At 66.7% G+C, this 14,883-nt stretch carries 8 protein-coding genes; 2 read left to right on the top strand and 6 right to left on the bottom strand.

The window, feature by feature from the left end; genetic code table 11:
* Positions 1-4 precede the first annotated feature (4 nt).
* Positions 5-1,291 carry a TRAP transporter large permease gene (locus tag AB6724_RS16820; protein WP_369339681.1) on the top strand — a complete coding sequence of 429 codons (1,287 nt, stop codon included), beginning with the start codon at positions 5-7 and terminating at the stop codon, positions 1,289-1,291.
* Positions 1,292-1,397: 106 nt separating this feature from the next.
* Positions 1,398-1,907 (top strand): hypothetical protein, encoded by a 510-nt coding sequence (locus AB6724_RS16815; RefSeq protein WP_369339680.1) that lies wholly within the window; start codon positions 1,398-1,400, stop codon positions 1,905-1,907.
* A 32-nt stretch (positions 1,908-1,939) separates the two neighbouring features.
* On the opposite strand, the gene AB6724_RS16810 is transcribed toward AB6724_RS16815, so the two are convergent.
* The 6 genes from AB6724_RS16810 to AB6724_RS16785 form a co-directional block, all read right to left on the bottom strand.
* Positions 1,940-2,539, bottom strand: a complete 600-nt coding sequence (locus AB6724_RS16810; protein WP_369339679.1) for a 4'-phosphopantetheinyl transferase family protein — start codon at positions 2,537-2,539, stop codon at positions 1,940-1,942.
* The gene (locus AB6724_RS16805; protein WP_369339678.1) at positions 2,539-6,633 is read right to left on the bottom strand and encodes a Pls/PosA family non-ribosomal peptide synthetase; all 4,095 of its coding nucleotides are present in this window, start codon (positions 6,631-6,633) and stop codon (positions 2,539-2,541) included. Before AB6724_RS16805 ends, AB6724_RS16810 begins: the two co-directional genes overlap by 1 nt.
* A gap of 176 nt (positions 6,634-6,809) precedes the next feature.
* Positions 6,810-7,145 carry a hypothetical protein gene (locus AB6724_RS16800; RefSeq protein WP_369339677.1) on the bottom strand — a complete coding sequence of 112 codons (336 nt, stop codon included), beginning with the start codon at positions 7,143-7,145 and terminating at the stop codon, positions 6,810-6,812.
* An 11-nt stretch (positions 7,146-7,156) separates the two neighbouring features.
* Positions 7,157-13,111, bottom strand: a complete 5,955-nt coding sequence (gene uvrA / locus AB6724_RS16795) for an excinuclease ABC subunit UvrA (RefSeq protein ID WP_369339676.1) — start codon at positions 13,109-13,111, stop codon at positions 7,157-7,159.
* Between the two features lie 148 nt (positions 13,112-13,259).
* Positions 13,260-13,397, bottom strand: coding sequence for a hypothetical protein (locus tag AB6724_RS16790; RefSeq protein WP_369339675.1), 138 nt, complete (start codon positions 13,395-13,397; stop codon positions 13,260-13,262).
* A 203-nt stretch (positions 13,398-13,600) separates the two neighbouring features.
* Complete coding sequence (locus AB6724_RS16785; RefSeq protein WP_369339674.1) at positions 13,601-14,626, bottom strand: porin; 1,026 nt, start codon at positions 14,624-14,626, stop codon at positions 13,601-13,603.
* Between the last annotated feature and the right edge of the window lie 257 nt (positions 14,627-14,883).

The raw sequence follows: 14,883 nt of genomic DNA, 5'->3' as shown, positions 1-14,883 counted from the left end.
CACCATGGGTATCACTCTTTTCATCGCCATCGTCGTCCTGCTCGCGCTGGGCTTTCCGGTGGCTTTCGCGCTGGCCATCTCGGCCGCGCTGGCCGTGTTCGTCGGCGGCCGCTATCCGCAGCTCATCGTCTTCAAGGAGATGTTCACGGGCATAGACAGCTTTCCGCTGATGGCCGTGCCCTTCTTCATCCTCGCGGCCGAGCTGATGTCGGGCGGTGCGCTGACCCATGTGCTGCTGCGCTTTGCGGCCCAGTTCGTGGGCCATCTGCGCGGCGGCCTGGGCTATGCCAACGTGCTGTCGCTGACGCTGTTCTCGGGCATCTCGGGCTCGGCCCTGGCCGATGCGGCCGGCCCCGGCTCCATGATGGTCAAGATGATGGACAAGGCCGGCTACGGCCGCCCCTATGCAGCCGCGCTGACGGCCAGCACGGCCATCGTCGGCCCCATCATCCCGCCCTCGGTCAGCATGATCATCTATGCGCTGCAGGACGAGCATGTCTCGGTCGGCGGCCTGTTCATGGCCGGCTTCATCCCCGGCATCCTGATCGCGCTGGCCATGGCGGCCGTCAACTGGTGGGTCTGCAAGCAGCGCGACTACCGCTCCACCGAACCGCGCCCCAGCGCGCGCGAGATGTGGGTCAACAGCTTCAAGGCCATACCGGCGCTGATGCTCATCGTGCTCATCGTGGTCGGCATCCGCTTCGGCATCTTCACGCCCACCGAGGCCTCGGTGGTCGCCGTGTTCTATGCGCTGATCTGCGGCAAATGGATTTACCGCACGCTGCAATGGTCGGCCGTGCCTGGCATCCTCGCGCGCTCGGCCATGCTCACGGCCTCGGTGCTGCTGGTCATGGCCACCTCGGCGGCCTTTGCCTGGGTGCTGACCGTGGAAGGCATTCCGCAATACCTGTCCGAACTCATCGTGAGCTGGCAGCTGTCGCCCGTGATGTTCCTGATCGCGGTAAACATCCTGCTGCTGATCTTCGGCATCTTCATGGAGCCGCTGCCCGGCGTGATGATCCTCGTGCCCATACTGGCGCCCATCGCGGCCAGCCTGGGCATAGATCCCACGCACTTCGCCATGGTGGTCATCGTCAACCTCACGCTGGGCATGATCACGCCGCCCGTGGGCGGCCTGCTGTTCGTGACCTCGGTGGCCACGCGCGTGTCCATCACCGAACTCACGCGCGAGATGCCGCTGTTCCTGCTGGCCCACTTCGTGGTGCTGTGCCTGCTGACCTTCATCCCTGCGCTGTCGACCTGGCTGCCGCATACCCTGGGCTTCCAGTAAGCGCCGCGCTCACCCGCCAAGGCTGCCTCCGGCAGCCTTGGCGCTTGAAATCGTGATGCGCGGCCCATCGCGGACAATGCAGCGATCCCTGTCACTAGGCTTGAGCATGAAACACCTGCTGTATTTGCTGATATTGGCGGCCTTCAGCCCCACGGCCTCGGCCGTTCTGAGGTGCAGCGACGGCAGCCGGATCTGGTATCAGGACACCAGCTGCCCCGTGGGCAGCAGCAGCACGCCCATCGTGCCCACGGCTCCTAGCCAAAGCGCACCACTGTCGGGCAGCGGCCGCATCATCTCCGTGCCGCAGGAGCCCAGCACCCCGCTTGCGCCACCGCCCAAGCACCTGCCCGAGTCCGCACTCGAGCGCGAAGCGCAGATGTGCCTGGACTGGTACAAGAAAGAGCTGCAGCTGCCGCCCGACACCCGCTACCTGGACTTCACCAAGGAAAGCCGGGTGCTGACCATCAACCTACCCGTGCGGGTCGTGGTGAGCAACTATCTCGGCGGCACCAGCGAGAACACGGTCAACAAGCAGGCCGCCTGCGAAATCCACGGCGGCAGGCTCGATGATGGCTGGACGCGCATTCACGCCAGGCGCGGCGGCTGGATGCAGTAGGGGAACAGCAGATCCGGCCGCCGCTCGACGCTTCAGCGCGCGCCGCCGCCATACCAGGCCACGGCGCCCGCATAGCCAGCCGCGGGCGCTAGCTGCGCGCAGTCCATGCCCGCCAGCCGCGCCTGCCGCTCCACGCTCCATTCCGCCAGGCCCAGGCCCGCGCATTTGAGCCTGGCCTCGTGCTGCGTCCAGGCGCTCGCAAATGCTTCGAAAAAAAGAGTGTCCGGCGCAATATCCAGCAGCGCCTGAGCCGTTTCCGGCTTCAGAAACAGGCGCGCCACATCCTCGAACTCGCGGCGCGGCGCGGCCGCGTCCACGGCCTGGATGTCCACGCCTAGCGCGCCCCGGCCATGCCAGGCCAGCAGCGCCAGTCCCGGCGCATGGCTGATGGAACAGTGCGGCGCCGCCAGCGGCTTGCCGCGCAGTCGCAGGCTAGGCGCCTGGTTGCGCAGGTTGCCGATCTCCAGCTCGGTCTCGGCACAGCCCAGCTCGGGCGCCAGGCAGGCACGCAGTGCCGCACGGGCCTGGCCGCGCGCCCTGTCGCGGTCTGTGGCGTCCAGGCCCTGCACCAGCCGCAGCTGGGGCGCTCCGACCCGCTGCGCGCCGGCAAAGAGGCAGGGCCGGATCTGCATCAGGCCGTCCCGGTGCGGCGCCGGGCCGGTGCGGCCGGCGCGCCCTCCCAGCGCGTGCGCGCGGGCAGGGTCTCGCCCTTCATCACCAGGGTCAGCGGCCCGAGCTGCACATCGTCACCCACGCTGGCGCTGTAGAGCACGGTGCAGCGCGCGCCCATGGTCACGCGGCTGCCTATGGACACATGGTCTATCTTCATCACCCGGTCCTCGAAAAGATGGGTCTGCGGGCAGCACAGCGCGTTGAGCTCGCTGTGGGCGCCGATGGTCACGCAGTCATGCTCGGTGATGTCGGTGGTGTCCAGATAGACGCTGGCCGCGATCTTGCAGCCCATCAGGTTCATGGCCAGCGGCAGCCAGGGCGTGCCGCGCAGATAGCGCAGGAAGTTGGGCACGGCCATGCCCTCGTACATATTGGTCGCGGCCTCGGAGAGCCAGACAAAAGGCGTCCACATGGGCACGGCCGTCTTGCCGTAGCGCCTGATCGTCAGCCATTTGAACAGCGCCACCACCAGGAAGGCGACCATGCCGAAGATCACGCCCGACACGGCCAGGTCCACCACCACGGCGCCCCAGCGCCCGTCGGAAGCCAGCGGCATGGCATCGAGCACGATGGCATAGCCCACGGCGATGACCAGCGCATGCGGAGCGGCGATGCGGGCCGCCTCGACCAGGCCGCGCCCCAGGCGCCGCCAGGGTGAGGGCGCAAAGGTCAGATGCTCGGGATAGCCCTGAGCCACCTCGCGCGCAGGCAGATTGATCGCGGGTGCGCCCAGCCAGGTGTCGCCGCTTTGCATGTCGGCGTTGCGCGGCACGGCGGTCATCACGCCTATGAGCACGTTCTCGGGGATGGTCGAGCCATCGGGCACATAGGCGCCGTTGCCTATGAAGCTGCGGCGCGACACCACCGTGGGCTTGACCGTCATCCAGCCGCCGTCAATGAGCTCGTCGCCCAGCATCACCGCATCGGCCACAAAGCACTCGTCGCCCAGCGTCAGCATGTCGGGCACCACGCCCAGCGCCGTGGACAGCTCGGTCTGCTTGCCCACCTTGGCGCCCAGCAGCCGGTACCAGGTGGAGGAGTAGACCGTGGCGTAGATGCCGTGCAGCGTGGCCAGGCTCGCCTCCTGGATCTGGTTGACCAGCCATTTGCCCAGGTAGCGGCGGCTGTGCACGGGCCAGGTGCCGGCCCGGGTGCGCGGCAGGAACAGATAGCGCACCAGTGCCGCCGCCAGCACCGTGCAGGCCACCAGCACCAGGCTGGACGGCAGGGCCAGCACGAAGAACTTGAGAAAGCGCAGTATGAAAGCGCCCGCCGCATCGACCACGCCCTGCTCCAGCAGCGGCCGCACCGAGATCGCCTCGATGTCGAGCACGTCGATCAGCATGAAGGTCGGGAACACCGGCATGAAGAACAGCATGGCCACCAGCAGGCCGCCCGTCAGGAAGACCAGCATCTCCCAGGCCTGGCGCAGCCGGCCCGCGGTCTGGCGCGGCGGCAGGCTGGCAGGGTCGAACTCCCCCACGGCCCGCGCCGGCGAGCCGGCCCAGATGCTGCGCGCGGGCTGGACCATGCCGTCGGCCAGCGCCGACTGGCCTTCGAGGTGGGCCCAGTCTTCGAGACGGGTATTGCCTTCCACGACCACATACGAGCCGATGCAGACCTCGTTGCCGATGTCTATGCGGCCCAGCACCAGCTCGCCGCCTTCGACGCGCGCGTTCTCCAGGCTCACGGCATTGCCCACGCTCACGCCGTCGCCTATGGCCAGCAGGTCGGGCACACGCACCGTCATCGAGCCGAGATTGGTCTCGCGCCCCACTTTCGCGCCCAGCGCGCGCAGCCACAGCGGGTGCAGCGAGGAACCGGTGATCATCGCGATGGGCACGGCCTCCACCAGCCGGTCGGCAAACCACCAGCGGAAATAGGTCCATCCCCACAGCGGGTAGCGCCCGGGCTTGAGGCGCCCGGCGACCAGCCATTTGCCGGCCCAGGCGATCGCGAACTCGGCCAGGGTGGCGATCGCGAAGGCCAGCACCGACATGGCCACGGCAAACCACACCGAGTCACTCTCGTCGCCGGTGAAGAAGTGATAGGTGAAGAACGGCGCCAGCCACTGCGCCATCTTGATCAGCACCAGCAGCGGAATCGCCACCGCCTGGGCCGCGCCGCAGCGCCAGCGCCGCCACGCGGAATGGATGCGGAACGGCCGCTGCGGCACGCCGGCCGCGGCCTCATCGTCGGCCAGCATGGCGGCCTGCAGCGCATCGGCGATCAGGCCTATGTGGCGCTGCTGGTAGATGGTGCTCACCGTGGCCCGGGCAAAGCGCGCATCGGCGCGCAGCAGCGAGGTCAGCCGCGCCGCGAACAGCGAATGTCCGCCCAGGTCGCTGAAGAAATCCAGCCCGCGGCGTATGGACTGGCCCGGGAAAAGCTGGGCCAGGGCCGCGAACAGCAACTCCTCGGCCGGGGTTTCGGGCAGGTCGGAGCCTGAAGCATCCATCGCGGCGGACAGCGGCTGGACCTTGAGCGCCTTGCGGTCTATCTTGCCCGAGGTCAGGCGCGGCATCTCGGCCAGTGCCTCGAAGCGCGCGGGCGCCATATAGGGCGGCAGGCGCTCGGCCAGCGCGCTGCGCAGCGCGGAATGCGCGGGCGGTGCGGCGACCTCGGTGGGCACGTAGAAGGCCACCAACTGGTCCATGCCCTCGTCCTGGCGCAGCAGCACGGCCGTGGTGCCCACGCCCGGCTGCTGGGCCAGCACGGCCTCGATCTCGCCGAGCTCCACGCGAAAACCGCGGATCTTGACCTGGTCGTCGGCCCGGCCCAGACAGTGGATCTGGCCGTGTTCGTCGATGCGCGCCAGATCGCCGGTGCGGTACAGCCGCGTATCGTGCGGGCCGTTGGCCCAGGGATTGGCGAGGAATTTCTCGGCCGTCAGATCGGGGCGGCCCAGATAGCCGGCCGCCACGCCGGGGCCGGTAATGCACAGCTCGCCGACTTCGCCCTGAGGCAGGCCCACCAGAGCGGGCGCGGTGCCGGCCGGAAAGCTGTCGGCCTCGATCACCTGCACCACCACCAGGCCGTAGTTGGGCAGCGGCGTGCCTATGGTCACGGGCGCGCCGGCGCGGAGCTCGGCCAGGCTGGCCGACACCGTGGCCTCGGTCGGTCCATAGGTGTTGAACATCTGGCGCCGACCATTGGCCCAGCGCGCCACCAGCGATTCGGGGCACATCTCGCCGCCGAGATTGATGAGGCGCAGATTCGGCACGTCCTGTGCGAACAACGCCAGCAGCGTGGGCACGGCATGCAGCACCGTCACCTGCTGCTCTATCAGAGCCCGCGGCAAGGCCTCGGGGTCGCCGGCGATCTCGCGCGGCGCCAGCCACAGCGTCGCACCGACCAGATAGCTGATCCAGATCTCCTCGAACGACATGTCGAAAGCCACCGAGAAGCCCTGGTAGACCTTGTCGCCCCGGTGCACGCCAAGCCGCGCATTCTCGCTGCGCAGAAAGTGGCAGATGCTGCCCTGGGTGATGGCGATGCCCTTGGGCTTGCCCGTGGAGCCGCTGGTATAGATCACATACGCCGGGTGGCCGGGCAGCGCGCCCTCGCGCCGGCGCAGCGCCGTGCCCGTGGGCAGCGGCGCCAGCAGTGCGGTGTCGCTGAAGACCTGCGCTGAAATACCTGCTTGGGCCTGCACCAGCTGCGTCTGCCGCTCCGCTATCAATAGCGCCTTGGCATTCGCATCGCCCAGGCAGGTGGCAATGCGCTCGGTGGGCGTTTCGGCATCGAAGGGCAGCCAGGCCGCGCCGGTCTTGGCGATCGCCAGCTGCAGCGTGAGCAGCTCCATGCCGCGCGGCAGCCACAGGCCCACCATGTCGCCGGGGCGGATGCCGGCCTCGATCAGCCGGTGCGCGGCGCGGCTGGCATCGGCGTCCAGCTCCGCATAGCTGCACTGGCGCAGCTGCTCGCCCTGCCCCTCGATCAGCGCGATCTGTTCGGGGTGAGTCGCGGCGGTCGCTTCGAAGATATCGGCCAGCACCTCGTGGCGCAGCAGGTCTGGCCGCTCGGGCCCACGCAAAACAACAGTGTCAGACATAGATCAGCGGCTTACCCGGTGCAACCGTGCATCCGAACCTGGTGGCGCCGCTCTTTTCAGTCCGCCATTATTGAGCGAGCCGCTGGTTTCCGGTGTGGCGCGGCCGGCTTCCGGCCTCGGCGTTGCACAATATTTACATTAATGGAGAGCCGACAACGCCGGCCTGCGTCCGCCGCTTATTCGGCGGCCTCGGCCCACAGATGGGCATCGCAGCCCGCACCTGCCGCGATCCAGCGCCTGGCCAGGGCCAGCCTGAGCCGGCCCAGCCCGCGGCGCCAGGCCGAGGCATGCGACGCCGCCTGGCGCGCATCCTCCAGCACGCCGCAGCGGTAATGGAGCGCCTCCTCATCCCAGCGCAGCGCCGCGCAAGCCCCTTGGCGCCGGCGCGAGATCAGCATGCCCATGGGACAGGGCTCGGCCAGGCAGCACAGGCCGCAGCCGTTGCAGGGCGCGCCAAAGGCGGGCTTGGCGGGTGCCTGCGCCTGCCAGAACACCACTTGTTCGCGGGCCATGGGGCAGCGCCTCAGGTGCGCGCCAGCACGGGCGCCAGCGCCTTGCCGGTATGCGTGGCGGCCAGCACCAGATCCTCGGGCGTGCCGGCCGCGACGATGCGGCCGCCGTCCCGGCCGCCCTCGGGGCCCAGGTCGATGATCCAGTCGGCCTCGGCGATCACATCGAGGTCGTGCTCGATCACGATCACGCTATGGCCCGCATGGACCAGGCGGTGCAGCACGCGGATCAGCTTGTCCACGTCGGCCATGTGCAGGCCCACCGTGGGCTCGTCGAGCACGTACAGCGTGTGCGGCGCCTTCTGGCCGCGCCGGGTCACGTCGTCGCGCACCTTGGTCAGTTCGGTCACCAGCTTGATGCGCTGGGCCTCGCCACCCGAAAGCGTGGGCGAAGGCTGGCCCAGAGTCAGATAGCCCAGGCCCACGTCCTTGAGCAGCTGCAGCGGATGGGCGATGCTGGGCATGGAGGCGAAAAACTCCACGGCCTCGTCCACCTCCATCTGCAGCACGTCGCCAATGCTCTTGCCGCGCCAGCTCACGGCCAGGGTCTCGGGGTTGAAGCGCGCGCCGTGGCAGACCTCGCAAGGCACTTTCACATCGGGCAGAAAGCTCATCTCGATGGTGCGCATGCCCTGGCCTTCGCAGGCCGGGCAGCGGCCTTCGCCGGTGTTGAACGAGAAGCGCCCGGCCGCGTAGCCGCGCGCCTTGGCTTCCAGGGTCTCGGCGAACAGCTTGCGTATGGTGTCCCAGAAGCCGATATAGGTGGCCGGGCAGGAGCGCGGCGTCTTGCCGATCGGCGTCTGGTCGACTTCGAGAACACGATCAATGGTCTCGAAGCCCTTGATCCCCTTGCAACCCACGAGCGCCGGCGCCTTGCCCGCGTCCATGGCATCGCGCCCGGCCTTGGTGGCGCGCTGGCCCACCCAGGCCGCCACATTGGCCAGCAGCACGTCGCGCGCCAGCGTGGACTTGCCCGAGCCCGAAACACCCGTCACCGCCACCAGCCGCTCCAGCGGCACGCGCGCATCCACGTTCTGCAGATTGTGCATATGGGCGCCCAGCACGCTCAGCCACTTGAGCGCGGAGGACTCCGGTACTGCTTCGACTTCCGTAGCGGCGACCGCCTTCTTCTTGCGGGTCTTGGAGGTTTTAGCCTCTGTAACTGCCTGCTGTTCCGCGGCAGCTGCTTCCGTTTTTGCAGCAGCTGCCACTGCGGGCGGCTCGCCCTCGCCCACCCAGCGGCGCGGCTGGAACGGGTGACGCATGGCGTGCAGCAGGTAGCGGCCCGTGACCGAGTCCTCGGCCGCCATGATGTCGGCCGCCGTGCCCTCGGCCACCAGGCGTCCGCCGCGTATGCCGGCGCTGGGACCGATGTCGATGATGTGGTCGGCGCGGCGAATCGTGTCCTCGTCGTGCTCCACGACCACCAGCGTATTGCCCTTGTCGCCGAGCTTGTGCAGGGCGCCCAGCAGGATCTGGTTGTCGCGCGCATGCAGGCCTATGGTGGGCTCGTCGAGCACATAGCAGACGCCCTGCAGATTGCTGCCCAGCTGGGCCGCGAGACGGATGCGCTGGGCCTCGCCGCCCGAGAGCGTGGGTGCGCCGCGGTCCAGCGTCAGATAGCCCAGGCCCACTTCCTCGAGGAATTCGAGGCGGCTCTGGATCTCGGGAATCAGGTCGCGCGCAATGTCCGCTTCACGGCCCGACAGCGCCAGCTGCTGCACCCAGCGGCGCATGTCGGAGACGGACAGCTGGGCAACGTCGGTAATGCCTATGCCGTGGAACTTCACGGCGCGGGCCGTGGGGTTCAGGCGCGTGCCGTGACAGGTCGGGCATTCGACCTCGGCCAGATCTTCCACTTCCTGGCCTTCGAACTTCACTTCGCGGCCGCGGTTGTCATCGGCCAGCAAGGTGTCGTCATAGACCTTGCGCTGGTCCTTGCTCAGCTTCACGCCCGTGCCCACGCAGTCGGGACACCAGCCGTGCTTGCTGTTGTAGGAGAACAGGCGCGGATCCAGCTCGGCATAGCTGGTGGCGCAGACCGGGCAGGCGCGCTGGGTGGAGAACACCTGCAGCGCACCGATGCCGGCCGTGCTATGCCCGCCCTGCATGGCCTCGGCCAGGTTCTCCAGACCCGAGAGCACATGCAGCACGCCCTTGCCGATCTCCAGCGCCTGGCGCAGATGCGCGCGCAGCTCGCCCTCGCTGGCGGCCGTCACCGTCACGCTGGCCACGGGCAGCTCTATGGTGTGCTCCTTGAAGCGGTCTATGCGCGGGAAACCCGTGGTCGGCAGGAACTCTCCGTCCACGCGCAGATGCGTATAGCCCTTGGGTCTGGCCCAGTCGGCCAGCTCGGTATAGACGCCCTTGCGGTTGACCACCAGGGGGCTTAGCAGGCCTATGGTCTGGCCGCGGAAGTGGGTCATCAGCTGGGCCGCAATGCTTTCCTCGGTCTGGGGCTGGACCACCGCATCGTCGTGAATGCAGTGCTGCACGCCCAGCTTCACGTAGAGCAGGCGCAGGAAATGCCAGACTTCGGTGGTCGTGCCCACGGTGGACTTGCGCCCGCCGCGCGACAGGCGCTGCTCTATGGCCACCGTGGGCGGAATGCCGTAGACCGCATCCACCTCGGGCCGGCCTGCGGGCTGCACGATGGAGCGTGCATAGGCATTCAGCGATTCGAGGTAGCGGCGCTGGCCTTCGTTGAACAGGATGTCGAAGGCCAGCGTGGACTTGCCCGAGCCCGAGACGCCAGTCACCACGTTGAACTTGCCGCGCGGCACATCGACGCTGAGATTCTTGAGGTTGTGCTCCTTGGCGTTGACGATCTCGATCGCATTCTTGGCCTGCGGCACCTGGGTGGCCTTGCGCTCCGGCTTGTAGAGCATGGGAGCCACCTCGCGCACGGCCTCGCCGCCCACGCCCATGGCCAGGTCGTATTCGCGCAGGGCCTGGGCCGTGTGCGAGCCGGGGGTGTGGCGCACATCCTCGGGCGTGCCTTCGGCCACGACCAGACCGCCGCCGTCCCCGCCTTCGGGGCCCAGGTCGATCAGCCAGTCGCTGGCGCGGATCACGTCGAGGTTGTGCTCGATCACGATCAGCGAATGGCCGGCGTCCAGCAGCTTGCGCAGCGCGCGCATGAGCTTGGCAATGTCCTCGAAGTGCAGGCCCGTGGTCGGCTCGTCGAACAGGAACAGCGTGCCCTTCTTGGCCAGCGACTGCTTGGATTTGGACTGCGCCTTGGCCGCCTCGGCCAGGAAGCCCGCGAGCTTGAGGCGCTGTGCCTCGCCCCCGCTGAGCGTGGGCACGGGCTGTCCCAGCTTCACATACTCCAGGCCCACATCGACAATGGGCTGCAGCGCACGGATCACGTCGCGGTCCTGCGCAAACAGCAGCGCGGCTTCGGCCACCGTGAACTCCAGCACGTCGGCCACATTCAGCGACTGGCCGTTGCGCTCGATTCTCACTTCCAGAATCTCGGGGCGATAACGCGTGCCGTTGCAGTCGGGGCAGCGCAGGTAGACGTCCGAGAGGAACTGCATCTCCACATGCTCGAAGCCCGAACCGCCGCAGGTCGAGCAGCGGCCGTCGCCGCTGTTGAAGCTGAACTTGGCGGCCGTGTAGCCGCGCTGGCGCGACAGCGGCGCGACGGCGAACAGCTCGCGGATCGCATCCCAGGCGCCCACATAGCTGACCGGGTTGGAGCGTGCGGTCTTGCCGATGGGCGACTGGTCCACGAACATCACGTCGGCCAGATGGTCGGCGCCCATCAGGCGCTCGAACGCACCGGCAGATTCGGTGGGCTTGCCGAAATGGCGCATCAGCGCGGGCACCAGTACATCCTGGATCAGCGTGGACTTGCCCGAGCCCGAGACACCGGTGATGGTCACCAGGCGCTGCAGCGGGAACTCCACGCTGATGTGCTGCAGATTGTGCTCGCGCGCGCCTTCGAGGATGAGGCGCGGCGTGGATTCGGTCACCATGCGCTTGAAGCCGAAACCCACCTGCTTGCGCCCGCCCAGATAGGCGCCGGTCAGCGTATCGGCCTGGCGCAGGTCCTCGGGCGTGCCGTCGAACACGATCTGGCCGCCGCGCGCGCCGGGGCCCGGGCCCATGTCTATCATGCGGTCGGCGGCAAACATCACGGCCGGGTCGTGCTCCACCACCACCAGCGTGTTGCCCGCGTCGCGCAGGCGCTGCATGGCCTCGGTGATGCGCTCCATGTCGCGCGGATGCAGGCCGATCGAAGGCTCGTCGAGCACGAACAAGGTGTTGACCAGCGAGGTGCCCAGGGCCGTGGTCAGGTTGATGCGCTGCACCTCGCCGCCAGACAGGGTGCGGCTTTGCCGGTCCAGCGTGAGGTAGCCAATGCCCACGTCGCATAGGTACTGCACGCGCGTCATGATCTCCTCGTGCAGCATGCGCAGCGCCTGGGCCTCGCCATCGTTTCTGTCGGCATCGGCGCTGGGCGCCAGCTGCGCGAAGAAGTCTCGCAAGCGTGTGATCGGCAGGCGCATCAGGTCGTGCAGGCACAGGCCCGGCAGGCTGGCCAGCTGCTCGCGGCTCCAGCCCGTGCCCTGGGGCATGAAGCGCTGGTAGCGGCCCTCGACGCTTTCGTCATGGGCAGACAGCACGCTGTCCGCCGCCTGCTTGCTGCCTATGCGCCACAGCAGGCTCTCGGTCTTGAGGCGCGCGCCGCCGCAGGTCGGGCATTCGGTGTAGCTGCGGTACTTGGACAGCAGCACCCGGATATGCATCTTGTAGGCCTTGCTCTCCAGGTATTCGAAGAAACGCCGTATGCCGTACCAGGTCTGGGTCCACTTGCCATTCCAGTTCGGCGAGCCTTCTATGACCCAGTCCTTCTGCGCCTGGGTCAGCTTGGCCCAGGCCGTGTCGCGCGGGATGCCTTCGGCCTCGGCATGGCGCATCAGATCGTCCTGGATCTCTTTCCAGGCCGGCGTCTGCACGGGCTTGATGGCCCCCGTGCGCAGCGTGAGCTTGTCGTTGGGAATCACCAGGCCCCAGTCCACGCCAATCACGCGCCCGAAGCCGCGGCAGGCCTCGCAGGCGCCCACGGCCGAGTTGAACGAGAACATGGACGGAATCGGCTCGTGGTAGGACAGATTGCTTTCGGGGCAATGCAGGCCCTGCGAGAACTTCCACAGCTCCGGCTCGGCACCATTCACTCCGCTTTCCGCACCGCTTTCGGGCAGCAGGTAGACGGTCAGGCGGCCGCCGCCGCGCTTGAGCCCCAGCTCGATGGCCTCCATGGCGCGTGCGCGCTCGGCCTTGCTGAAGCGGAAACGGTCGGCCACCACATCGAGCACCTTGATCTTCTCGGGTGGCGCGGCCTTGGCCTTCTTCGCGCCCTTGGCAGGCGCTTCGCCGGCCCTCTGCGCTCGCTCCACCTCGCGTTCGGCCTGCACCTTGGTGAAGCCGCTGGCCGACAGCCATTGCTCGACCTCGGCCGGCGAAGTGTTGGCCGGCAGCTCTACCGGGAAAGTGATGGCGATGCGCGGATCGCCGGCCGCCGCGCAGCGCTGGGCCAGCTCCGCGTAGATGGTCTCGGGCGTGTCATGGCGCACCAGCTGGGCCGTCTCACGATCGAACAGCTGGGTGGCGCGCGCAAACAGCAGCTTGAGGTGGTCGTTGAGCTCGGTCATCGTGCCCACCGTGGAGCGCGAATTGCGCACCGGATTCGTCTGGTCGATGGCGATGGCCGGCGGCACGCCCTCCACCTTGTCCACGGCCGGCTTGTCCATGCGGTCGAGGAACTGGCGCGCATAGGCCGAGAAGGTCTCGACATAGCGGCGCTGGCCTTCGGCATACAGGGTGTCGAACACCAGGCTGGATTTACCCGAGCCGCTGGGGCCGGTCACCACCGTGAGCTCGCCAGTGCGGATGTCGATATCCAGATTGCGGAGATTGTGCTGGCGTGCGCCACGGATGCGAATCAGGCCCTGCGTCATGTTCTGCTGTCTTTTCTATGGAGGCCAAACATTCTAGGCAGTCTGGCCATGCACCCTGGGGCTGCATGTGCATTACCGGCTTGCCCGGACTTGTCCGCGGGCAAGAAAAAGCCCCGGCTCGCGGGGCTTGGCTCCGGGGCAGCGCCTATTACTTGGATTCGGCGGGCACGGTCACCGCTTCTGCGCCATGCTTCTCTCCGCCCATATCGATGCTGTCGCCGGCCTTGAAAATCACCAGCAGGGATACGGCCGCAAACACCACAAAACCTATCGCGAGCTTCCACATATTGCCTCCATGTACTTTATTGCGGGCGATGCATTGTTCATCCCCGCAAGGCATTGAAGCTTGGCAATATTGCTGACGGCTTACTCGCAAGCGGCGCGCGCATAAGAAAAAACCCCATGCCTTGCGGCATGGGGCTGGAACTTGGAGTAATGCCTGCATTATCAGCTGCAGGTGCTGTAGACACCGCTTACGCGGTGCACAAATTAGAAGGCGTGACGGATACCCAGAGCGAAGGAGCTGAAGTCCTTGCCAGGGCCGCTTGCCAGAGAGGAGAAAGTGCCACCGGCGGTGTAGTTGGCGTTGCTCTGGTTGTTGATGCGGGTGTAGTAGGTATAGACCTTGGTACGCTTGCTCAGGTTGTAGTTGTAGCCCAGAGTCCACTGCGTGGCAGCGGAATCGGAAGCGTTGCTCCAGGAGTTGGCGTGACCCACGTTCACGTGGAACTCGGAAGCACCCAGAGCGTACATGCCCGACAGGCGGAAGTTGTTGCGGTTACCCAGGGATTGGGCACCGAAGAAGTTGTTGTCGTGGTTGCGCTGGTAGTAGCCACCGAAGGTGAACTGGCCCAGGGTGTACAGGGCGCGCACGGAAGCTTGCCAGTTGCCGTCGGCACGGCTGTAGCCGCCGCCCAGGTGCAGGGGGCCGGTGTTGTAGTTGGCGGCCAGGTCGTAGCCGTACTTGTTGTTCGTGCCCGGTGCCTTCTCATGCATGGACATCGCACCTTCGGCCCAGAAGCCAGCCATGGTGGGCGTGCGGTAGGCAATCTTGTTGCCGGTGCCCAGCTTGCCGAACCAGACCGGGTCCAGATACAGAGCATCCGACGAAGGACCTGTGTCATGGTTGTGCATGCTCACATAGTCAGCCGACGCGAAGTAGGACTCGGGGAAGAAGTTACCCAGACGCACCATACCGAAGTTGCCCGACAGGTTCACTTCGCTTTGACGGCCGAAAGTCAGGCTGCCGTTGGGACCGGAACCGGTGCCGGTAGCGGAGTTGAAACCAGACTCCAGCACGAAGCCGGCCTTCAGGCCGCCGCCCAGATCTTCCGTGCCACGGAAACCGAAGCGCGAAGAGTTGTTCACCAGGCCGGTGGTGCTTTGGTCACCCAGCTTCTGGTGTTCCACCGTGGTGTTGATACGGCCATACAGCGTCACGCTGCTTTGTGCCATGGCAGTGGTTGCGCCCATTACCGCCAGTGCGGCCAAAGCGATGCGAGTCATCTTGGTCATTCAATGCTCCTAGTTAGGATTTATGTTTTGCACCGGATCGGCTTGTAGGTTGAAGGCCCTCTCGCGGCTAGGAGCAATTCTAGGTTCACACCCTACTGAAACAAGGATTTGCATCTGCAAAAAGCAGCGCTCTGATGCTTTGCTGCCACAGATTTGAAATATGCTGGTGCTATCCCTAATAAAAAGGCTCTGTCTGCGTTCAGTGTTGAACTCTCCATATTTCCCGCCAGTCCAACGTACATGTAGGACTGTCGGGA

The sequence above is a fragment of the Comamonas guangdongensis genome (assembly GCF_041079535.1).
Taxonomy (GTDB): domain Bacteria; phylum Pseudomonadota; class Gammaproteobacteria; order Burkholderiales; family Burkholderiaceae_C; genus Comamonas; species Comamonas guangdongensis.
This window is presented reverse-complemented; position numbering and strand designations above follow the sequence as displayed.

Coding starts and splice junctions, on each gene's coding strand:
- AB6724_RS16820 (WP_369339681.1), top strand. CDS start 5: ATGGGTATCACTCTTTTCATCGCCATCGTCGTCCTGCTCGCGCTGGGC.
- AB6724_RS16815 (WP_369339680.1), top strand. CDS start 1,398: ATGAAACACCTGCTGTATTTGCTGATATTGGCGGCCTTCAGCCCCACG.
- AB6724_RS16810 (WP_369339679.1), bottom strand. CDS start 2,539: ATGCAGATCCGGCCCTGCCTCTTTGCCGGCGCGCAGCGGGTCGGAGCG.
- AB6724_RS16805 (WP_369339678.1), bottom strand. CDS start 6,633: ATGTCTGACACTGTTGTTTTGCGTGGGCCCGAGCGGCCAGACCTGCTG.
- AB6724_RS16800 (WP_369339677.1), bottom strand. CDS start 7,145: ATGGCCCGCGAACAAGTGGTGTTCTGGCAGGCGCAGGCACCCGCCAAG.
- uvrA (WP_369339676.1), bottom strand. CDS start 13,111: ATGACGCAGGGCCTGATTCGCATCCGTGGCGCACGCCAGCACAATCTC.
- AB6724_RS16790 (WP_369339675.1), bottom strand. CDS start 13,397: ATGTGGAAGCTCGCGATAGGTTTTGTGGTGTTTGCGGCCGTATCCCTG.
- AB6724_RS16785 (WP_369339674.1), bottom strand. CDS start 14,626: ATGACCAAGATGACTCGCATCGCTTTGGCCGCACTGGCGGTAATGGGC.